Here is a 21,916-nt window from a genome sequence, read left to right as displayed (position 1 = left end):
GTGAGCGGATGCCCGCAGCGGGACATTGACTGACTCCAAGGATCAAAAGGGGATAGTGATGATCGATAGATTTTCTATGCGCCGCCTGTGCGGCGCAAACGGTTTCCTGCGCTCTGCGAGCATCAGCGCCATCGCCGGGGGCCTGCTGCTTCCGGCCTCGGCGCTTGCCCAGGCGAATGCCGACGATATCGCGCAGCCCGGTGACGGCGAGGCCATCGTAGTGACAGGGTCGCGCATCAAGCAGGTGCAGCTTCAGGCGCCGATCCCCGTCACGTCGGTGGGACGGGAACAGATCGCCCAGTCGGGGCGGGAAAATATCGCCAAGGTACTGAACAACCTGCCTCAGATGGGCGTTGGCCTGAGCGACGCCAATTCTCAGGGACGAGGCACCAGCCAGGGCCTCAACCTGGTCAATCTCCGCCGTCTGGGCACGAACCGCACGCTGGTTCTGGTAAATGGCAGACGCGTCGTACCGGGCCAGCCGCTGACATCGTCGGTCGATCTCAACACGCTCCCCTCGGTGTTGATCGATCGCGTCGATATTTCGCTGGGCGGTGCATCCGCAGTCTATGGCGCCGATGCCGTGAGCGGGGTGGTCAATCTGATCCTCAAGAAGAACTACGAAGGGTTCACCGCCCGGGTGAATGGCGGCATCACGTCTCGGGGGGACGGCGAATCCTGGGGCGCGACACTGACCGGCGGCAAGAACTTCGCGGAAGGGCGAGGCAACATCACGCTCAACGCCGTTTACGACCAGGTGAAGGGCGTGGAAGCCGTGGACCGCAAATATGCGAGCAACGGCTATAATTATATCCGCAATCCCAATGGTACGACGCCCCTCTTCATCCAGGTTCCGGGCATCCGTTTCAACGGGCTGAACGATCCGGGCGCCTTCTTCATCGGCAACAAGGGCTACACCTTTTCCGATGATGGTCTCAGCTACCGCCCTTATGATTTCGGGTCGGTCGGCAACCGTTCGGGCCGGTCGATCGGCGGCGATGGCGGCTTTTACGAGAAGTACGACAATCTCTCGCTGCCGACCAAGCGCTATGTCTTCACTGGCATGCTGAACTATGAATTCAGCCGTGCCGCGAAATTCTTCGTCGAGGCAAACTATTCGCGCACCAATGTCCTGGGGTTCTGGCAACCGCCAGAGGAAGATGTCCAATATGCCGCCGCATTCATCTCGGTGGACAACCCCTATATGCTGCCCGCCTTGCGGAACGCATTGCTGGACGCCGGACAGGACGGCATTCAGGTTTTCCGCAACAACAATGACTTCGGGCGCCGGGGCAGTGATTCCGATCGCGATGTCTATCAGTTCACGGCCGGTTTCGACGGGGACCTAGGGGGCGGCTGGTCCTATAATGCTTATGCATCCTACGGACGTTCGATAAACAACATCAAGCTGCTCAATGGTCGCCTGCAGGATCGCTTCCTGGAATCGATCGATGTCGTGATGGGGCCCAATGGACCCCAATGCGCCAGCGTTACCGCGCGGGCGCAGGGATGCCTTCCGCTCAACATCATGGGCCTGGATACCGGCGATCCGGCAGCCATCGCCTATAGCAGCTATGACGACCGTTACCGCAAGACCGCCGGCCTGATCGACTTGGGCGCCAGCATCACCGGCGATCTCTTCATGCTGCCCGGTGGTCCCGTGTCGCTGGCGGCCGGCGTGGAGTATCGTCGTGATACGGCCAGGACCTTCCCTTCCGCGCAGCTTCAGGCGAACAACACCTTCTACCCCCAGGAAGCTCCGATTTCCGGCAAGGTCGAAGTGAGGGAAGCGTTTGGCGAGCTGCGTGTTCCGCTGCTCAAGGGCATTCCATTGGTTCACGATCTGGCATTGCAGGGCGCCTTTCGCGTGTCGGATTACAGCACCAACGGCATGCATTGGTCGTGGAATGCCGGAGGCACCTATGAACCGTTCGAAGGCCTTCGACTGCGCGGCATGCGTTCGCTGGCCGTGCGCGCGCCCAACATCGGGGAACTGTTCTCGCCCGTCACTTCGGGCTTTTCGTTCGATCAGGATCCCTGCGACGTGTCGGTCATCGGCCTGAGCCCCAATCGCGCCGCCAATTGCGCCGCGCTCGGCATCCCGGCGGGCTTTGATGCGCCGACCAACGGCAAGACCATCCTCGGCCGTTATGGCGGCAACCCCGATCTGGATCCCGAAACGGCCAGGACCTGGACCTATGGCATCGTGCTGACGCCGCCCCGCATTCCCGGCCTGTCGATCTCGGTCGACTATTTCGACATCGACATCAGGAACGCGATCGGCAACATTCCGACGCAGACGATCCTCAACAACTGCGTCGATCAGGATATTCCCGTCGCCCAGAATCCGAACTGCGCGGCGGTTACGCGCGATCCGGTGACAAACGCGGTGACAAGCATCAGCGCGGTCCAGCTCAACATCGGCCGTCTCATGACCAAGGGCGTCGATTTCAACATCCGCTACGTGCTGCCGCTCGAAACACTGAGCGCCAGGCTGCCTGGCCAGCTCGATCTGAGCCTGGTCGGCACTTATCTGCATCGCTTGCGCTACTTCAGCGATGCCAATAATCCGCAGTCGGAAACGCGGCGTGACGGTGTGATCGGCAATCCGGACTGGGAGATGCTGTGGACCGCGACCTACAGTGTGCCGAAGTTCAGCTTCACCTGGCAGGCACGGTCGATCAGTTCCCAATGGATCGACTATTTCACCGGCATCACCTCGGAAACGTATGATAAACCCTACACCGGCAGCAAAGTCTATCATGACTGGTCGATCGGCTATGACCTGAACGATGCGTTCAACCTGCGGGTGAACGTCAACAACGTGTTCGACAACAAGCCCCCGATGCGGGGCATCAACATCCACCAGGGGATCAACAACGCGTCGATCTATCCCAATCTGGGGACCAGCTTCAGCGGCGCGATTACCTACAAGTTCTGATGTAGCGGCGGCGGCGACGGGAGCCGCCGCGCTCGCGATTCCTAACGGATCGGCGGGAAGGCGGGCGGCGGGCGCCGGTGATGCGTCCGCCGCTCGTATTCATGGGCGATGCCGTAGAGCTTCGCCTCCGCAAAGGGGCGTCCCAGAAGCTGCAGGCCGGCGGGCAGGCCATCGTCATCGAAGCCCATGGGGACGGTGATCGCGGGCTGCCCCGTGGCCGGCGCGATCGCCTGCGAATTGTCGCCCCGGTAATCCTCGCGCCAGCGATCGATGCGCGCGGGGCCGCTTGTCCAGCTCGGATAGGCGATGGCGATCACCCCCGCCTCGTCCATCGCCTTAATCACGTCCGCCCGAAAGGCCCGCCTTTCCGGATCCCGGGCAAGGTCGGGGCAATCATTGCGGGCGCCCTCGAGGAAGAATGCGAATTGCTCCTGCGACGATGGAGCGAAATGCCCGCTTTCAAAGACCTGCTGGACGTCGCGGACCGGCGACACCCGGCCTGGACGATCGAGATAGGCATTCACGTCGGCGCGGAAGCGTGGGCAATAGACATCCTTGTCCCAATGCGCCTTCAGCCCGGGTATGGTGATATCGACCACCGTCGCACCCGCCGCGCGCAGATCGGCAAGGGCGACCTCGAACAGGCGGGAAATATCGGGTGACATCTCAGCGGGATCGGCGAGCGCGCGCAGTACGCCGATCCGTTGCCCCTTCAGGGCGCCGGGGCGAAGAGCTTCAAGATAGTGCCGCGCTCGGCCGCCTGGCGCGGAATTCGCCATGACCGCCAGCATGCGGGCATTGTCCTCCACCGTGCGCGTCATGGGGCCGACGGCATCACGATCCAGTACCAGCGGCACGATGCCGTCCAGCGGGACCAGCCCTATCGTGGGGCGCATGCCCACCAGCGCAAGGCGGGAGGAAGGGCCGCGGATGGAATTTCCGGTATCGGTGCCAAGGCCCACCATGGCCAGATTGGCCGCGACCGCGGAGGCCGTGCCGCCGGAGGACCCGGCGGGCACTCGCGAGAAATCATAGGCGTTCACTGTTTCGCCCACCGTTGAACTGACGGTGTGCCGGGGGCTGAATGCCCATTCGGCCATGTTGCCGTGCGCCAGAACGATCGCTCCGGCCCGCTTCAGCCTCGCTATGATCGGTGCATCGCCGATCGCGATGTTGTCCTTGAGTGCCATTGATCCCGCGGTGGTGGGCATGCCGGCGACATCGATATTGTCCTTGACGAGCACGGGCACGCAGAACAGCGGTTGCGCTCGTCGCCGCGACGGGGGCTCACGATCCCGCGCCCGTGCTTCGTCGAGAGCCGCTGCATTGACGATGCTGACGGCGTGGAGGCCCGCCGCGTCGTAGCGCCCGATCCGCTCAAGATAGAGGCTGACGGTTTCCGCGCAACCGCTCTTGCCGCTGGCGATGCGGGCTTGCAGTCCCGCGATCGTCAACTCCGCGGTGAAGTCGTGCCGGTCGCTCGCGTGGAGGCCGGACGCGGCCACCGCGATCATCAGGGTGAATGCGGCGGCGATCCAACCACGCATCGTTTCTTCCTCCTACTGGCTTCTTCCCTGTTTGACGCTCGACCCTGCCGAAATCGGAATGGGGGCGGTGTCCCCCTCCCTTCGATCGCCGCAGGCGGCGCGGCGATCCAGACCAGGAGACTTTGTCGGGATTCGGTCCAGGCAGAGGCGAAAAGGGTGCCTTTCGAGAACTGAAGCGTATTTGACGCATGCCGGCATCGGCGCGCGGAAAGGTGCCGGCAGGCCAAAAGCCGTTGGTATCAGTCCACCGCTGGATCGCGCAAGGCAGGCGGCAGCAGCTCGCCCGGCAGGTCCTGGAAGCATACCGGCCGCAAGAACCGGCTCATCGCCAAGGTTCCGACCGAAGTGGTGTGCCCGTCGCTGGTTGCGGGAAACGGGCCGCCGTGGACCATCGCGTGGCAGACCTCGACCCCGGTCGGCCAGCCGTTCGCGAGGATGCGTCCGGCGCGGGCCGTCAGCACCGGCAGGAGGCGCGCCGCGGCCGGCTTGTCAGCCTCGTCGATATGGATGGTGGCGGTGAGTTGCCCCTCCATCGCGCTCGCGACGCGCGCCATCTCCTCGATATTCTCGCAGCGCACGATGAGCGAGGAAGGGCCGAACACTTCGTTCCCCAGCGCCGGCTGGGCAAGGAAATCGCCGGCGAGCGTTTCGAACAGCGCGCCGACGGCTTCGTAAGGCGCCGCCGCCTTGCCGCCGCGCGCGAGCAGCCGGGCCGCGTCGTTTTCGATCAGAGCGTTTACGCCGGCCTCGTAGGCGGCGTGAATGCCCGCGGTCAGCATCGTGCTCGCCGGGCAGGCCGACAGTGCTGCTCCCGCCGCGGCCATGAAGCGGTCGAGCGCAGGACCCTCGCACGCGAGGACAAGGCCGGGATTGGTGCAGAACTGGCCCGAGCCCAGGGTCAGCGACTGGACGAAGCCCTCGGCCAGCGCTTCGGCGCGCGCTTCCAGTGCGGCCGGCAGCAGCAGGACCGGATTGATGCTGGACATTTCCGCATAAACCGGGATCGGCACCGCGCGGTCGGCGGCGACGCGCATCAGCGCCAGGCCGCCGGCGCGCGAGCCGGTGAAGCCCACCGCCTTGATGCGCGGATCGGCGACCAGCGCGGCGCCGAGCTCCTCGGTCTCGCCGGGCAAATAGCTGAAGGTGCCGGGCGGTAGCCCGCGTTCGCCGACCGTGCGGATGATCGCGCGCGCGATCAGTTCGCCGGTCCCGGGATGCGCCGGATGGCCCTTGACCACCACTGGACAGCCTGCGGCGAGCGCGGCGGCGGTGTCGCCGCCCGCGACCGAAAAGGCGAGCGGGAAGTTCGACGCACCGAACACCGCGACCGGGCCGAGGGGCAGGTTGATGCGTCTGACATCGGGCCGGGGCAGCGGGGCGCGGCCGGGAAGGGCGGGGTCGATCACCGGGTCGAGGCCGCCGCCCGCGCGCAGGAAGGCGGCGAACAGGCGAAGCTGTTGCGTGGTGCGGCCGCGTTCGCCTTCGAGCCGGGGGCGCGGCAGGCCGGTTTCGGCCATGGCACGTTCGATCAGCGGATCACCGATCACATCGATCGCATCGGCCAAGGCGTCGAGGAAGGTTGCGCGTTCGTTGGGCGATGTCGCCGCATAATCCACGAACGCCTCGTCAGCGAGACGCGCGGCCTCGGCTGCGTCGGCCCGCGTCGCGGACGAGAAGCTGGGCGAAAGCGGAGTGGCGCGACGGGGATCGATCGCGGTGAAGCGTGCCTCCGCCTGGCGTTCGTCGGCGCCGAACAGGATCGCGCCATCGATGGTCGAAGTCATGAAAGTCCTTTGCTTCCGGAGGTTGCGCGGTCTTTGCACCAATGGCTCGTGGGCCGGGTTGGCGAGGCGATGTAACTACAATCGTATACTATATAAATATATCGTCGCAAGCTTTCCATGCGCGTGAGCGTGCGCTCACCGGGCTACACGCAGGGGGCCAGCGGGAAGGTATCGCCGCCGCCTTGCACTCATTTTAGATATCATATACGATTTAGAACGGAATTGCGAAAGAAGGGGTCTGAATTGGCGGATTCACATTGGCGAAACGTTGTGTCAGCGATCGCTTTCGCGGGCGCGCTGACGGTCACGGCGCCGGCGAGCGCCGACGAGAACGCGGCGCCCGCAAAGGCGGCTTATCCCGCCAAGGCGGATCGCCGCTTCGAGGCGCTTTATCAGGAGGAATGGGCCTGGCGCGAAAAGCAGTTCGCCGATGATGAGGACAGCGATGCCATCTCCGCACACCTGCCGGATGTCGGACCCCGGGCCCAGGACGCCAAGCTGGCCAAATGGGCCGGGGTGCTCTCCAAGCTCGATACCATCGATGCGAAAGCGCTGAGCCCGAACAACCGGGAAAACTATGCGGTCTATCGCTATCAGATCGGCGCGCTGCTCGCCGCGCAGCGCTTTCGCGAATACGAAAGGCCGCTCAATTCCGATACCAGCTTCTGGGGCGATGTCGGCGGCGCCGCGCGCCAGACCTTTCGGACCGAGCAGGACTATCGCAATTACATCGCGCTGATGGGCGAAATCCCGCGCTATTTCGACCAGCAGATCGCCAACATGAAGGCAGGCGAGGCGCGCGGCTTCACTCCGCCAAGGATCACGCTGCAAGGGCGCGACGATACCGTGACCTCGATCGCCGAAGCCAAAAGCACCGAGGACAATCCCTACTATGAGCCGTTCAAGGCGATGCCTGCGGTGATCCCGGCTGCGGTGCAGGCAGAGCTGCGCGCGCAAGGCAAGGCGGCGATCGCCGATGACGTGGTGCCCGCGCACCGCAAGCTGCTCGTGTTCCTGCGCGAGGATTATATTCCGCATGCCGTGACGGCGATCGATGCCTATGCATTGCCCGACGGCAAGGCCTACTACCAGTCCAAGATCCGCGAGTTCACCACGCTCGACCTCACGCCCGGGCAGATCCACCGGATCGGGCTCGACGAAGTGGCGAAGATCCACGCGCAGATGCTGGAAGTGATGAAAGAGGTGAAGTTCGGCGGCGATCTGCCCGCCTTCCTCCACTTCCTGCGCACCGATCCGCGGTTCTACGCCAAGACCCCGATGGAACTGCTCAAGGACGCGGCATGGATCGCCAAGCAGTTCGACGGCAAAGCCTCGGCCTGGTTCGGCCATCTGCCCCGCGCTCGCTTCGAGATCACACCGGTGCCCGACGACATCGCGCCCTACTACACCAGCGGGCGGGGCGGGCCGGGGGGGTATCTCGTCAACACCTACGATCTCCCCTCGCGCCCGCTTTACGCGCTGCCGGCGCTGACGCTGCATGAAAGCGCGCCGGGCCATGCCTTCCAGATGTCGCTGGCGCAGGAAAACAAGAATCTGCCCCCATTCCGCCAGCAGACCTACATCTCCGCCTACGGCGAGGGTTGGGCGCTTTACTGCGAGAAGCTGGGTGACGAGATGGGCATGTACGAGACACCCTATGATCGCTTCGGCATGCTTTCCTACCAGATGTGGCGCGCGGCACGGCTGGTGGTGGACACCGGCATTCATTCGATGGGCTGGAGCCGCGAGCAGGCACAGGCCTACCTGCATGACAACACCGCGCTGGCCGACCGGGAGATCGAGACCGAGGTGGATCGCTACATCGCCTGGCCGGGGCAGGCTCTGGCCTATTACCCGGGGGAGATGGCGATTTTCGACGCACGTGATCGTGCCGAAAAGGCGCTGGGGCCGAAATTCAACATTCGCGCCTTCCACGATACCGTGCTGGACCTGGGATCGGTGCCGCTGCCGGTGCTGCAAGCCCGGATAGACCGGTTCATCGCCGAAGGCGGCAAGGGACCCTACCCGGACGAAGAATAGGCCCGGAAGGGTTGCCCCCGGCGCTCCCGTAGTCCGCCGGACACCGTTGGCGCCGGCTCAGGCGAAGGGCCGGACGATCGAAGGCTGCGGCTGCGTGAACCAGCGCGGGCCGTCCTCGGTCATGTAGAAGTGATCCTCCAGCCGCACGCCGAAGCGATCGGGTATGACGATCATCGGCTCGTTGGAAAAGCACATGCCCGGTGCCAGCGGCGTCGTGTCTCCGCGCACCAGATAGGCGGGCTCGTGGATCGACAGGCCGATGCCGTGGCCGGTGCGGTGCGGCAGGCCGGGCAAGTGGTAGTCCGGACCGAGTCCGGCGTTTTCCAGGACCGCGCGCGCTGCCGCATCCACGGCTTCGCAGGGAGCGCCGGGCACGGCGGCGGCAAAGGCGGCGGCCTGCGCTTCCTTTTCGAGCGCCCAGATCGCGCTCGTCTCGTCCGATACCCGGCCGAAGGCGTAAGTGCGGGTGATGTCGGAGTTGTAGCCTTCGACGATGCAGCCGGTGTCGATCAGCACCAGATCGCCTTCGGCCAGCCGCTGATCGCCGGGCAGGCCATGCGGATAGGCGGTGGCCTGGCCGAACTGGACCGCGCAGAAGCTGGAGCCCGCCGCGCCGAGCGCGCTGTGCGCATCGTCGATGAAGCGCTTCACTTCGCTGGCGGCAATTCCAGGGGCAAGGATGCGCGCGGCGCGGCGGTGGACTTCCAGCGTCATCGCCTTGGCCTGTTGCATCAGCGCGATTTCGGCGGCGGACTTGACCATGCGGCAGCCGTCGATCGCGGGTGCGCCGTCCGCCAGCGCCAGCCACGGCGCGGCGGCGCCCAGCCGCTCGGCCATCTGGAAGCTGAGTGCGGGATCGATCGCCAGCACTTTCGCCCCGCGCAAGGCGTCTGAAAGCAGCGCGTGAGGGCTCTCGTCCTCGTCCCACAGCCGAATGTCCGCCGCGATGCCGAGATCCGCGCGCAGCGAACCGAGTTCGAAGCGCGGACAGACCATGATCGGCTCGCCGGCGAGCGGCAGCAGCATCGCCACCATCCGTTCCGTGGCGCTCCAGGGCAGTCCGGCGAAGTAGCGCAGCGAGGCGCCGGCGTTGACCAGCAGGGAATCGGCGCCCATCGCCTCCGTCAGCGCACGGGCGCGACCGAGGCGAGCAAGGCGTTCGTCACCCCCGATCGGAGCGGCCGGATCGGGCCATGGCGAGAGGCACGCGAGTTCGGTGTGATAGTCCGATCCACCGATGGTCATGGCAATCTATCCTTGGAGAAGCGTTCAAGAGCGAAAGGTGCGAGCGGGATCGGCGGCTCATCGCCCCCAGCCAGCGCCGCCACGCCCTCGGCGGTGATCGCAGAAAGCGTCAGGCCCAGGTGCTGGTGCCCGAAGGCGTAGAACAGGTTGGCGGCATCGCGGGCGCGGCCGATCGCGGGGAGATAGTCCGGCAAGGTCGGGCGGGGCCCCATCCAGCGTTCGAAGGGGCCGCGCAGGGGCAGGCCCAGCGCGGCGACATGGCTTTCGAGCCTGTCCCACTTGCGTGGATCGGGCGGTGCATCCGGATGCGCGAGTTCGACGAAGCTCGATGCCTGTGCGTAGCTTTCGAAACAGGTGACGATCATCGAGCGGTCCTCGAACGCGACCGGCGGCAGTCCGGCGGGCCAGTCGTGATCGCGCGCGCGGATGTGATAGCCGCGTTCGGCAATGATCGGTGCGCGAAGGCCGAGCGGCGCCAGCAGCGCGGCCGAACGCACGCCGGCCGCCAGGATCAGCCGCTCGGGCACCCATGCGGGGCCGCCGTCGATCGCTATCGCAACGCCTCCGTCGGCCGCTTGCAGGGCCGCGTTCGCGCGCACGATCCGTCCGCCGGCCGCGCCCAGCGCGGCTTCCAGCACGTCGGCAAGCCTGGGCAGGCTTGCGATCTGCCCGGTGTTCTCGAACCGGATCGCGCCCGCGATCGCGCTGGACAGCGCCGAGAGCCGGCCGCGTTCGGCCGCCTCCGCCTCGCGCCAGCGCGCGGTCCCGGTCTCGGCCACCGCCCAGGCGCGGCGTCCGTGCTCGGCGCGGCGCTTGCTTTCCCACACGATGAAGTGTCCCTCCTCGCGCAGCAGCGGCGGGCCGGGCAGGCTGGCGGCCAGGCGGCGCCACGCGGGCATTGCCTCGGCGAGCAGCGGGCCCAGCGCAGCCGCGCCCCGCGCAAAGCGCGCGGGCGAGGAGGCGTGCAGCAGATCACGCGCGAAGGGTAGCCACGCGCGCCACTGCCCCGGCGGCAGCGCCAGGGCGCCGCCCAGCGCGAACAGCCGGCGCGGTGCCGAACGGATCATCGCGGGCGAAGCGAGCGGCATGACTTGCTCGATCGCCACATGCCCGGCATTGCCCCAGGACGGTGCGCTTCGCCGCGCGTCGGGCTCGAACACCGTGACCGCCGCACCGCGCCGCGCGAGTGCCAGCGCGCAGGTCAGGCCGATGATGCCGCCGCCGACCACCACCGTATCTTTATTTGTCCGCACATTCATGTTGTGAGCCAACCGGCTGCGTCGTATACGTTATATGTACAAGCGACGGAGTGCGGTTCCAGATGAGTATTGTGGTTCGCACCTTGTCCGAGCAAATCTTCGAAATTGTGCGTGAACGCATCGTATCGGGCAAGCTGCCGGTCGACCGCGCGGTGCGGCAGGACGCGCTTGCCGCCGAACTGGGCGTGAGCAAGATTCCGCTGCGCGAAGCGCTGGCCCGGCTCGAACAGGAAGGATTGCTGATAAACGCGGCCAATCGCGGTTTCTTCGTGCGGGCGATGTCGGCTGAGGAAGCCGAGGAAATCTTTGCGCTGCGGCTTTCGATCGAGCCCGACGCGGTCGTGGCGGCGGCGCTGGCGGCGAGCGAGGAGGAGCGCGACGCGGCGCGCGCGGCGCTCGACGAACTGAACCGCGCCGCCGCCGACCGACTGGACGAGGTGGGCGCGCGCAACCGCGATTTTCACATGGCGCTGGTGCGCCCCGGCAAGCGGCTGCTGACCACCCAGCTGGTCGAGCGGCTGCACATCATGTCCGAACGCTACGTGCGCAAGCACCTGGAACCGGCCGGCCGCGAGGACCGCGCGCACCTGGAGCATGCGGTACTGATGGAAGCCTGGCTCGCGCGCGATGCGGAGCGCGCGCGCACTTTGATCGCCGAGCACATCGGCGGCACGCTCGGCGACTTGCGGCGCCAGCTCGGCCGCTGACGGCCGCCACTTTGCACCGCCGCTCATCTCAGGGTTGGACGGGAACGGCAGAAACCACATCGCGCACAAGCAGGCTGCGGCTGCGGCCGTAAAGCGCGTAGACCAGCAGTCCGATCAAATTCCAGATCGCGAAGCGCACCAGCGTCTTTTCGGGCAGCGACGACAGCAGGTAAAGGCAGCCGAGCACCGCCATCGTGCCCACTAGGTATGGTGCCGGGCAGCGGAAGATGCGCGGGATTTCGGGCGCCCGCCGCCGCAGCAGCATCATGCACAGCCCCACTGCGATGAACGCGACGAGCGTGCCCGCGTTCGCCAGCTCGGCGATCTCGTCGAGCCGGAAGAAGCCGGCGACGGCAGCTACGAACAGGCCGGTGATTCCCGTCACCAGAACCGGCGCGCCGGTGCGGGGTGAGACTTTCGCCAGTGCGCGCGGCAGCAGTCCGTCGCGCGCCATGACGAAGAAGATGCGGCTTTGCCCATACATCATCACCAGGATTACCGAGGGCAGCGCCACCAGCGCGGCGCCCGCGATCGCCCAGGCGGCGAAGGGATGGCCCAGCACGCGCAGCACCAGCGCCAGCGGCTCGGGCGAATTGCCAAGTTCGATGAAGGGCATGGCGCCGATCGCGGCAAGCGCGACGAGGATGTAGATGCTGGTGCACAATGCCATCGAGCCGATGATGCCGATCGTCAGGTCGCGTCCCGGATTCTTCGCTTCCTCGGCCGAGGTGGCGACTGCATCGAAGCCGTAGAAAGCGAAAAACACGATCGCGGCGGCGGCCATCACGCCCTGCGTGCTATTGCCGGCCGCGTGGCTGGCGAAGCCGTAGGGCATGAACGGATGGAGATGCGCGGGGTCGAACGCCGGCAGCGCCAGCGCGACGAAGGCGGCAAGCGCCACCAGCTTGATTACGACAAGCACGATATTGAGCGTTGCGCTCTCGCGGGTGCCGGCCATCAGCATCGCGGCAATGGCCAGCGAGACCATTACCGCCGGCAGGTTGACGATGCCGCCGGCGTGCGGTCCGTTAAGGATCGCTGCCGGCAAGTGCAGCCCCGTCGATTCGAGCCAGCCCACCAGATAGCCCGACCAGCCGACCGCCACGGTCGAGCAGGCGAGCGAATATTCGAGGATCAGGCTCCAGCCCACGATCCAGGCGATGGTCTCGCCCAGCACCGAATAGCTGTAGGTATAGGCGCTGCCCGCGGTCGGGATCATCGTCGCGAGTTCTGCATAGGCGAGCGCGGCGCAGGCACACACCGCGCCGGCGATCGCGAAGGAGAGGATCACCGCCGGCCCGGCGCGTTCGGCGCCCACCCCGGTGAGGGTGTAGATGCCGGTCCCGACGATCGCGCCGATACCCAGCGCGATCAGGTGGGGCCAGGAAAGACTGGGTCGCAGGCGCTGGCCGGGATCGGAAGCGGCGCCCTGTGCGATCGGTTTGACGGGTCCCAGCAGGGCCATGGCACGGTCCTTTCAGCTATCAGGTGACGGTAAAGCCCGCCCAGAACGGGTCTGCGCGATCGATCCAGATGGTGTTGAACCCGGTCGCGATCGCCGAACCCTCGATCGACGGCACGATGCCGGAAATGCCGCCGATGTCGACGGCCTCCTCCACCCGGCCAAGGAACCGGCTGCCGATGTAGCTTTCGTGCACGAAGCCATCACCCACTTTCAGCCGGCCCTGCGCCGCCAGATGCGCGATCCGCGCCGAGGTGCCGGTGCCGCAGGGGCTGCGATCGATCGCGCGCGCGCCGTAGAACACGGCGTTGCGTCCGTCCGCGCCTTCGCCTTTCGGCCGGTCGGCCCACAGCACGTGGCTGACGCCGCGAATGCGTTCGTCGAGCGGATGCACCGGCTCGAACGCCTCGCGCACCAGCGCACGGATGCTGCGGCTGAGTTCGACGATGCGCGCCGCGCCGAGATCGTCGAGCCCGGTGTAGGGGCCCTGCGGTTCGATGATCGCATAGTAGTTGCCGCCATAGGCGACGTCGACCGACAGCGAGCCGAAGCCGGGTACGTCGATCGCGACGCCGGTGGCGGCGACATAGGCCGGCACGTTGCGGATGCGCACCCAGGTCACGCGCTCGCCCTCGATGCCGTAAGCGACCTCTATCACGCCGGCGGGCACCTCGATCCGCAGCCTGCCGGGCTCACGCGGGGTGATGAGGCCATGTTCGAGGCCGAAGGTGACGATGCCGATCGTGCCGTGGCCGCACATCGGCAGGCAGCCCGAGGTCTCGATGAACAGGATGCCGCAGTCGCAATTCTCCCGCGTCGGCGGATAGAGGAAGCCGCCCGACATCATGTCGTGCCCGCGCGGCTCGAAGCACAGGCCGGTGCGGATCCAATCGAAGCGCTCGATGAAGTCCTGCCGGCGCTCGATCATGCTGGCGCCGCGCAGCAGCGGCGCGCCGCCCGCCACCAAGCGGACCGGATTGCCGGCAGTATGGCCGTCGATACAGAAGAAGTGGCTGCGCATGAAGCGGGATGCGCTCAGGCGACCGCGAGCTTGTTGCTCGGCTGGGTTGCGGCGGCCTGCTCCACCCAGGCGATCACGTCCTTGCGGCGCTGGCCGGAAAGCGGCAGTCGCGGCAGTCGCACGCGCTCGCTGCCCCGGCCCATGATCTGCTCCGCCAGCTTGATCGACTGTACCAGATCATGTTCGGCATCGAGGTGGAGCAGGGGCATGAACCAGCGGTAGATCGCGCGCGCCTCTTCCCAATTGCCCTCGCTTGCCGCCGCGACAAGCCGCACCGATTCCCGGGGAAAGGCGCTGGTGAGGCCGGAGACCCAGCCGCTCGCGCCGAGCATGAGGCCTTCGAGCGCGATGTCGTCGAGCCCCGCCATCACCTCGAAGCGGTTCCCGAAGCGGTTGATGACGTCGGTGAAGCGGCGCGGGTCGGGCGCGCTTTCCTTGATCGCAACGATGTTGGGAATCTCGGCAAGGCCTTCAAGCGTCGCGAAGTCGATGTTGACGCGGTAGGCGGGTGGGTTGTTGTAGAGCATTATCGGCAACGCGGTCGCCTCTGCCACCGCGCGGAAATGCGCCTGCAGTTCCTCGCTCGTAGGCACATAGACCATCGCCGGCAGCAGCATCAGTCCGTCCATGCCTAGCTTCTCAGCATCCTTGGCATAGCGGATCGCGCGTTCGGTAGTCAATTCCGAAACCCCGGCAACCAGCGGCACCCGGCCACCGACCGCTTCCACCGCGCCTGCCAGCACGGCGCGTTTTTCCTCGGGTTCGAGCGAATTGTTCTCGCCGCAGGTGCCCAGCACGATCAGCCCATCGACGCCATCATCAACCAATGCCGTCTGCACTCGCTGGGTCGCGTCCATGTCGATCGAAAAGTCCGCCGCGAACTGGGTTGTCGCGGCTGGATAGACACCTGACCACAATTGCGAAGCACCTTTCATACATCGATATCCTTTTCGTTTCGAAAATTCGTATACTATATTCTAAATATGCGCAACCGCGGAAACGTGCGTTTTGCGCCCGGCGCGCGGTGGGTGCGAAAGGCCGGACCCGCGCAGGTATCCGGTAATCAGCATTCCCAACCTTGGTCGTTCGCGCCGATATTGCCGTTTCTCGGCCGGTCCGGTTTTCTCGCGGCCGACGAGAGCGTCCCGGTCAGCCGGGATGGCGCGCTGCGGCACATCGCCGGCGACGGCAGTCGCGCACTGTCATCCGGCAAAACGCACCATAGCCGCCGAACGTCATGTTCGCGAGGCCCATCGGGGCGACTGGCGGGCGGGGGCGGTTCATTGCGGCACTTCGCCCGGTGGCGATTCGTTCAGCAAGTGGCGGGTGAAATAGTGGCGAAACTTGCGCCAGAAGAACGGCTGATAGACGCGGTGCCGCGTATTCGGCAGGATGACGAGATCGACATCGCGTCCCGCGTCGATGATCGCCTTTTCCAGGCGCAGGCTTTCGGTCACCGGGACGTTGTCGTCGATGTCGCCATGGACGAGCAGCAGCTTGCCGGTGAGGTTGCCCGCGGTCGACATGTTCGAATTGCGCTCCCACGTCGCGGGATCGGCGTTGCCCATCGACGCTTCCGGCCACCAGGCCTTGTCGAGCCGCAGGTCGTGGTTGCCCGACCAGGCGACCGACACCTTGAAGAAGTCGGGCCGCCGCATCACGAAACGCGCCGCGTCGTAACCGCCCGCCGAACCTCCATAGACGCCGACGCGGGTCGCATCGAGGCTGGGATAGCGCGCCGCCATCTGCCGGATCATCGCGATATGGTCGTCCAGTCCCACCTCGCCGAGATTCTGGTAGGACGGGAGCCGGAACGCCTGCCCGCGGCGCGAGGTGCCGCGCCCGTCGATCTGCACGACGACCACGCCGATCTGCGCGACGCTCGACGATGAGGACGCGATCGTGCCGGCCCAGGTCGTCGGCACCTGCGTGGTCGTGGGACCGGTGTAGACATTGTCGATTATCGGATAGCGCCGTTTCGGGTCGAAGCCGATCGGGCGATAGATCATCGCGTGAAGGGGCGTGTGCCCGTCCGCGGCGACCCCGTCGAACGTTTCGGGGAAGTTATAGCCGATCGCGCGGAGCGCGCCGGCGTCGGCATGGGCGAGTTCCAGCACGACATGCCCGTCGCGCGCATCGCGCAGCACGGTCCGGGTCGGCTCCGCGGGGCTCGACATCGCGTCGACGAACCATTTGCCGTCGGGCGAGACGGCCACTTCGTGATCGAGCGGTTCGGGCGTCAGCAGGACCGGATCGCCGCCGGCCACCGGCACGCGGTACAGCGCGCGGAAATAGCGGTCGCGGTCGGGTTCGTGCCCCACGCCGGTCACCAGCACGGTGCGCGCGTCCGGATCGACGTGTTCGATGCCGATCACCTCCCAGTCCCCGTGGGTCAGCGCGATCCCACCGTCAGGATCGTCGGGGCGCACGAGATAGAGCTGCGCCCATCCCGTCCGTTCGGACACGTCGAGCTCGCCGCCCAGCCCGGGCGCGGCGTGGAAGAAGCTGGATGTAACGAACACCAGTGGCTTCATGCGCTCGCGCGCCACGACGCGCGCCGCGCCTGTGACCGGATCGGCGTCGTAGACCGCAACCTGCCCATAGCCGCGCTCGGTCCACACCGCGCGGGCGCGATCGCCCTGCCATTCGAAGTGCGGATCGTTGGGATAGAGCAGCGACTCGGCGGGAATGGCGAGAGGCACGACATGCGCGCGGCCCGTGCGCAACGCTTCCTCGACGTCGATCGCCAGCCGTTCGGCCTGCGGAAGCCGCGTGCCGCCAGCGAGCGGATAGATATAGCTGAACGATCTGGGATAGAGGCTGCCCGGCGGATTTTGCTGCGTGATCGAGAGACGCGGCACGTCGCGCGTGTCGAGGCGCCAGGTCAGGATGCGGCGGCTGTCGGGAGACCATGCCGCCGACACGGGCATGGGGGGCTCCTCGCTGCCCGCCCGCAGGATATCGGGCAGCGTGGCGATGCCGCGGCCATAGGGGCGATCGCGCGTACCATCGGTGGTCAGCCGTACTTCCCGGCCGGTCTTCCGATCCTGTGCATAAAGGTCGTAGCCATGCGCCACGATCAGGTAGCGGCCATCGGGCGAGACCGCCTCTTCATGGACTTCGGTCAGCGCGCCATCTGGCCCGAGCATCCATCTGCGGTCCATGAAGGTGAAACGCAGCGATTGGTCGGTGGTGCCATATTCGGGATAGCCGATTTCGAATTCGGACGGGCTAATCCGCTGTCCGATCTTCGCCGCGAGTGCGGCTAGCAGCTTGTCTTCACTGGCTACCACCCGATCCTGCAACGATTCGAGCGCTAGATAGTGCAATGACCGGCTGCCTGGCGTGCCCCGAAGGAACAGCAGGCCGGCACCATCGGGGGTAAAGGACGGCTGCAAGTCGGCATCGACCAGCATCGCGCCGAGCCGCGGTGAGACGAATGCGTCCGCGCGCGCATAGCGGACATCGATCGCAGGCGAACGATCGGCCGATGCGATGCCGGGCTCGTTCGCCGCCGATCTGCCGGCCGCCAGCGCAACGGCGAGCACTACGCCAACCACCCGCGTTCCAACCTTCGTGATCGCCACACCGCCCTCCTGTGGATGAAGGAATGGACGGTGCGACATCCAATACCTCTTGACACAATGAATATATCGTATTTGGTATACGAAGTGGCAAATGAGGGCAAGAGACATGATCGATCGTCAGAAAGTTTATCGCGTGGGATTGTTGCTGGGCTGCGCGGTTCTTGCGCAGCCTTCGTTTGCGGAAACGTCGGTTCCGCGTGCGACAGCAGATGCCGCCAACCTCCCGTCCGACGTCGGTGCCGATGCCGGAACCGTCGATGAGGATCGGAGCGATATCGTCGTCACCGGCTCGCGCATCCGGCGGGATGTAAACGACGCTCCCGCTCCGATCGCGGTCGTAACGGCTGACGAGATCCGCACGGTCGGCTCGGGGCAGATCGTAGACGTCGTCAACCAGCTGCCGGCGCTCGCGATCACCCAGACGAACCAGACCAGTAACCTTGCCGGTAACGCGGGTATCAATGCCCTCGATCTGCGCGGCATGGGGACCCAGCGCACGTTGGTGCTGGTGGATGGACGGCGACAGGTGCCGGCGATTCCCGGCACGTCCGCCGTCGATCTCAGCAACATCCCGTCAAGTCTCGTCGAACGGGTCGAAGTGGTAACGGGCGGAGCTTCCGCCCTCTATGGTGCCGATGCGGTGGCTGGTGTCGCCAACTTCATCCTGAAGAAGAACTTTCAGGGAATAGAGTCGAATTTGCAATATAGTCAGTCGACTCGCAACGATATGAACACTTACAGCTTTGATATCCTCGCCGGAACCAATTTCAGCGATGGTCGTGGGAACGTCACCGTCTACGGATTCTATGATAATCAACCTGGTCTCGTGGCTGGTGAGGATCGCCCGTGGACAGCGGCTGGATATCCATACTACGCACGCGCGAGCAGCAGCGAGAAATACGGGATATCCGACGGAAATTACAATATCTATTCGTCGAATTCGGCGCAGGTGATCCTTGCCGACAAGCTCTATGCGATCGATGGCAATGGCAAGTTGCGCGCGCCGGTGCTGGGCCCGAGTGGCTTCACCAACTTGACGGCGGTGAACATGGCCAACACCAGCGAGGCGCTCGGCACGCTGTTGACCGATGGAGGGGAATATAACGGCCGTTATGACGGCTGGTTGCTCTCCGTGCCGTCGGAGCGCTTCTCCACCCGCGTGTCCTCGCATTACGACTTCAGCGATGCGTTCCGCCTCTTCGGCAACGTCAGTTTCTCGCGCAACACTTCGACCGCCGCCTACGATTCGCTGACGGGGTTCGGCTATGATGCGGTGCCAGCCGACAGCCCGTTCATTACCTCTGAAATCCTGGCGGCGGCCGGTGGCGTCATTCCGGAGGGCGGGATCAATTTCGCGCGCCGGGTGACCGAGGTCGGCAGGCCGGAAACCCAATATAGGCGCAAGACTCTTCAGGCCGTCGCCGGCGCGGAGGGCGATTTCCGGCTGTTCGGCAAGGCATGGAATTATTCCGCCTATTACTCCTATGGCCGCAGCGAAGAGCAGGTCCGCGACGTCAACACCACGTCCTACGATCGTTGGTATCTGGGGCTCGATTCTACCACCGACGGCAACGGCAACGCAGTATGCCGCAGCACGCTGAGCGATCCGACCAACGGCTGCGTGGCCATCAATCCGTTCATGACGCTCACCCCGCAAATGATCGATTATATCCAGTATACGTCGAGCTGGGGGAAATCGGTCATGACTCAGCAGGTGGCGTCCGCCTACGTCTCGGGAGGCCTGCTTGACCTGCCCGGCGGCACGTTGCAGGCCGTGGTGGGTGCCGAGTACCGCAACGAACGCAACGATATCGGCGTCATTCCGGAGTACGACGCCACAAGCACCGCCTACGACGCATCCCTCGGCACCACTGCCGTGCCGCTGATCGGAAAATACAGCGTCAAGGAAGTGTACGGCGAATTGCATGCGCCGCTGCTGCGAGACCTGTTCGCGGTGCACAGTCTGTCGATCGACGGTGCGGTGCGCCTGTCCGACTACAGCACCGCCGGCCGGACGACGACATGGAAGATCGGCGGGGAATGGGCCCCGATCCGCGACCTGCGTTTCCGCGCGACTTACGGACAGGCCGTGCGCGCGCCCAACATCGAGGAACTCTATACCGCCAGCAGCACGAGCGGCCTGTGGGTTACCGACCCATGCCAATCCTGGAACTTGGAAAACCGCGTGACGCGCACGCAATATACGGAAGCCAATTGCGCGGCCCTGAAACCGACCGATCTCACCAATTACTGGATCTATCGGGACGTCATCGCGAAGGGGAATCTGGACCTGAAGCCCGAGGTCGCCCGCACGCTGACGGTGGGCGGGGTGCTGGAACCTCGCTTCGTCCCGGGTCTGTCGTTGACGGTCGACTATTTTGATATTGACCTGCGTGACGCGATCGACGCCTTCGGTGCCCAGACGCTGATAGACAAATGCGTGGACCAGCCGACGCTGGAGAATGTCTTCTGCGACCTCGTCACGCGCGATTCCGGCAACAATATCGTCTCCGTCACGACGCAGAAGCTCAACCTCGCCCAGTACCTCACCCGGGGGATCGATTTCGGACTCAACTATTCTTTGGGACTCGAACGACTGGGGCTGGGCGCCAAGGCGGGCCGGATCGAGATCAGCGCCAACTATACGCGGCTGCTGAACCGGCGTTATACGCTCGATCCCACCGATCCCGACACGACCACCGAATTTCGCGGCGTATTCGGCAGCCCGACATGGAAAGGCGTGATCCGCACGACCTATTCGCAACCAACCTGGGGCGGCACCTGGACGGTGCGACACTTCTCGCCGATGAAGGCGTCAAGCACGATCACCAGCGAGGACTACGACCCCATCTTCACGCCCAACGTATTCTACAACGACATTTACGGATGGGTGAAGCTGACGAAGAACATCGAGCTATCGGGCGGCCTCAACAATGTCTTCGACCGCGCGCCGCCGCGCATCCCCGGCGCCGAGGCGGGGGGGGCGAACTTCGAGCTGAGCTATCAGGCCGGCGTGTACGACGTGATCGGGCGCACGTTCTTCCTCCGCCTGCGCTTCACGCGCTGAGGGCGCTCCCCACTCTGGCGAGCTTCATCATGAGCCAATTGTCCCATCTTTGATAGATGCGTCAATCGGCGTCCAAACGGGGGCCCCTATCGGCGCGCAAAAGGGGGCCCCGTCAGGATGGCGTAAGGCATCAGACGCCGATCACCCCGCTAATGGGGACGTTCTTGCAGCCGATCCATGGCGACTGCTGCCTTCCGCCATGATGGACCTCCCAAGCGATGCTCGGCGGACGGTCCATCATCTGTACCCATATTGTACTCGGAAGAGGGTGGAGCCGTCCGGATTTGCTTGGCAAGCATATCACAAAAAAGGTGGGAAACAGCCATTTTCCGGACGTCCATGGCCGAGCCGGAATCGAATCAGTCGGCCAAGGGATTGATTTAAAAAGGTAAATTAAGATCGCTCAAATTCGAATCCATCAATCGGTCCATCAAAGCCGGAATCAAAATGGGTTCGATTCTCAAACGAGGAATCGTCCTGAGTAAATAGACTTGATTCGCCGCCAAAATCTCCACTTCCGCCACTACCAAATTGCAACCCCAATGCATAGTTGAACGGTGCTCCTCATAATGGGCGATATATCTCGAGCTATTCCCAGTCTGGAAGCTGAGCGGAGCGGTTCACGATGCAATCAGCAAGCCAGATTGAGATCGCGCTGGCGCCGTCAAGTCCTCCCTCCAGCTCTATCCTAAGCTTCGCGATGTCGTCTCTCACGAGTCGCAACCGCCCACAGGCTAGCGCCAGCAGAAATTCCGCCAGCGCTTCACCCTGCTGGCGGTCTCGATAGCGGATCATCTGGCGGAGCAGGTCGAGCATCAGCCGACTTTCCGTCGGCGTGTCCTGATAGTTGAGTTCGATGGGAAGCGCTGCTCTCAGGAACGAAGCCTGGATTACTCCGTCGTTATACCGGGAGAAGGTCTCGACGCTCAGGACAGTGTGCGTCTGAGCATCATTGATCAGGCGCTGCTCGATGATCGTAGCGTCGGTCCGAAGATGCTCCATGATCGCGCAGATTGTGGTGAAGACGTCGGCATGGCTCGCTGAAGACTATGGCATTTGCTCCGGCGCTTGCTGAAATGGGATGCAAATGTCAGAATCGTACCACTAGCGTCTGGCTCTTCCAGAACCGGCCATGCGAAGCGATGCCTTCGAATGGCGGGGAAGTCCAAGGATTTCGGGCGCTTGCGTACGGAATCCTGACATGGAGGAACCCGCGGGCCCCATACACTGATCTATGGGTAAAAAGGCTCTGGGAT

13 protein-coding genes are annotated in these 21,916 nt (G+C 64.8%); 4 read left to right on the top strand and 9 right to left on the bottom strand.

Going from position 1 to position 21,916, the window contains the following annotated elements:
• Nucleotides 1-58: 58 nt before the first annotated feature.
• The gene (locus BM052_RS15795) at nucleotides 59-2,941 is read left to right on the top strand and encodes a TonB-dependent receptor domain-containing protein (RefSeq protein ID WP_091148448.1); all 2,883 of its coding nucleotides are present in this window, start codon (nucleotides 59-61) and stop codon (nucleotides 2,939-2,941) included.
• A 41-nt stretch (nucleotides 2,942-2,982) separates the two neighbouring features.
• Here the strand turns inward: BM052_RS15795 and BM052_RS15790 are convergent, their stop codons facing one another.
• Both BM052_RS15790 and BM052_RS15785 read right to left on the bottom strand, forming a co-directional pair.
• A complete protein-coding gene (locus BM052_RS15790; RefSeq protein WP_091148446.1) occupies nucleotides 2,983-4,488 on the bottom strand; it encodes an amidase in 1,506 nt (501 codons plus the stop codon).
• A gap of 239 nt (nucleotides 4,489-4,727) precedes the next feature.
• Nucleotides 4,728-6,272 (bottom strand): aldehyde dehydrogenase (NADP(+)), encoded by a 1,545-nt coding sequence (locus tag BM052_RS15785; RefSeq protein WP_091148445.1) that lies wholly within the window; start codon nucleotides 6,270-6,272, stop codon nucleotides 4,728-4,730.
• Between the two features lie 270 nt (nucleotides 6,273-6,542).
• Between BM052_RS15785 and BM052_RS15780 the strand changes: the two genes are divergently transcribed.
• The gene (locus tag BM052_RS15780; RefSeq protein WP_255406197.1) at nucleotides 6,543-8,312 is read left to right on the top strand and encodes a DUF885 domain-containing protein; all 1,770 of its coding nucleotides are present in this window, start codon (nucleotides 6,543-6,545) and stop codon (nucleotides 8,310-8,312) included.
• A 57-nt stretch (nucleotides 8,313-8,369) separates the two neighbouring features.
• Here the strand turns inward: BM052_RS15780 and BM052_RS15775 are convergent, their stop codons facing one another.
• Together BM052_RS15775 and BM052_RS15770 are read right to left on the bottom strand one after the other, a co-directional pair.
• Complete coding sequence (locus BM052_RS15775) at nucleotides 8,370-9,557, bottom strand: M24 family metallopeptidase (RefSeq protein ID WP_091148442.1); 1,188 nt, start codon at nucleotides 9,555-9,557, stop codon at nucleotides 8,370-8,372.
• On the bottom strand, nucleotides 9,554-10,816 hold the full coding sequence (locus tag BM052_RS15770; protein ID WP_091148440.1) for an NAD(P)/FAD-dependent oxidoreductase: 1,263 nt from the start codon (nucleotides 10,814-10,816) through the stop codon (nucleotides 9,554-9,556). Before BM052_RS15770 ends, BM052_RS15775 begins: the two co-directional genes overlap by 4 nt.
• Nucleotides 10,817-10,878: 62 nt before the next feature.
• Between BM052_RS15770 and BM052_RS15765 the strand changes: the two genes are divergently transcribed.
• Nucleotides 10,879-11,523, top strand: a complete 645-nt coding sequence (locus tag BM052_RS15765) for a GntR family transcriptional regulator (protein WP_091148438.1) — start codon at nucleotides 10,879-10,881, stop codon at nucleotides 11,521-11,523.
• 28 nt (nucleotides 11,524-11,551) lie between these two features.
• Here the strand turns inward: BM052_RS15765 and BM052_RS15760 are convergent, their stop codons facing one another.
• The 4 genes from BM052_RS15760 to BM052_RS15745 form a co-directional block, all read right to left on the bottom strand.
• The gene (locus tag BM052_RS15760) at nucleotides 11,552-12,988 is read right to left on the bottom strand and encodes an amino acid permease (protein ID WP_091148436.1); all 1,437 of its coding nucleotides are present in this window, start codon (nucleotides 12,986-12,988) and stop codon (nucleotides 11,552-11,554) included.
• Nucleotides 12,989-13,007: 19 nt separating this feature from the next.
• Nucleotides 13,008-14,006 (bottom strand): 4-hydroxyproline epimerase, encoded by a 999-nt coding sequence (locus BM052_RS15755; RefSeq protein ID WP_091148435.1) that lies wholly within the window; start codon nucleotides 14,004-14,006, stop codon nucleotides 13,008-13,010.
• A 14-nt stretch (nucleotides 14,007-14,020) separates the two neighbouring features.
• Nucleotides 14,021-14,941 (bottom strand): dihydrodipicolinate synthase family protein, encoded by a 921-nt coding sequence (locus BM052_RS15750; RefSeq protein ID WP_091148434.1) that lies wholly within the window; start codon nucleotides 14,939-14,941, stop codon nucleotides 14,021-14,023.
• 345 nt (nucleotides 14,942-15,286) lie between these two features.
• Complete coding sequence (locus tag BM052_RS15745; protein ID WP_177198513.1) at nucleotides 15,287-17,593, bottom strand: S9 family peptidase; 2,307 nt, start codon at nucleotides 17,591-17,593, stop codon at nucleotides 15,287-15,289.
• Nucleotides 17,594-17,699: 106 nt separating this feature from the next.
• On the opposite strand from BM052_RS15745, the gene BM052_RS15740 reads away from it, so the two are divergent.
• Nucleotides 17,700-20,660, top strand: a complete 2,961-nt coding sequence (locus tag BM052_RS15740) for a TonB-dependent receptor plug domain-containing protein (RefSeq protein WP_091148432.1) — start codon at nucleotides 17,700-17,702, stop codon at nucleotides 20,658-20,660.
• 588 nt (nucleotides 20,661-21,248) lie between these two features.
• Here the strand turns inward: BM052_RS15740 and BM052_RS15735 are convergent.
• The gene (locus BM052_RS15735) at nucleotides 21,249-21,662 is read right to left on the bottom strand and encodes a hypothetical protein (RefSeq protein ID WP_091148431.1); all 414 of its coding nucleotides are present in this window, start codon (nucleotides 21,660-21,662) and stop codon (nucleotides 21,249-21,251) included.
• Nucleotides 21,663-21,916: the final 254 nt, after the last annotated feature.

The organism is Novosphingobium sp. CF614 (assembly GCF_900113255.1).
Classification (GTDB): Bacteria; Pseudomonadota; Alphaproteobacteria; order Sphingomonadales; family Sphingomonadaceae; genus Novosphingobium.
The sequence above is the reverse complement of the archived record's forward strand: the minus strand, read 5'-3'. Positions and strand labels throughout refer to the sequence as shown.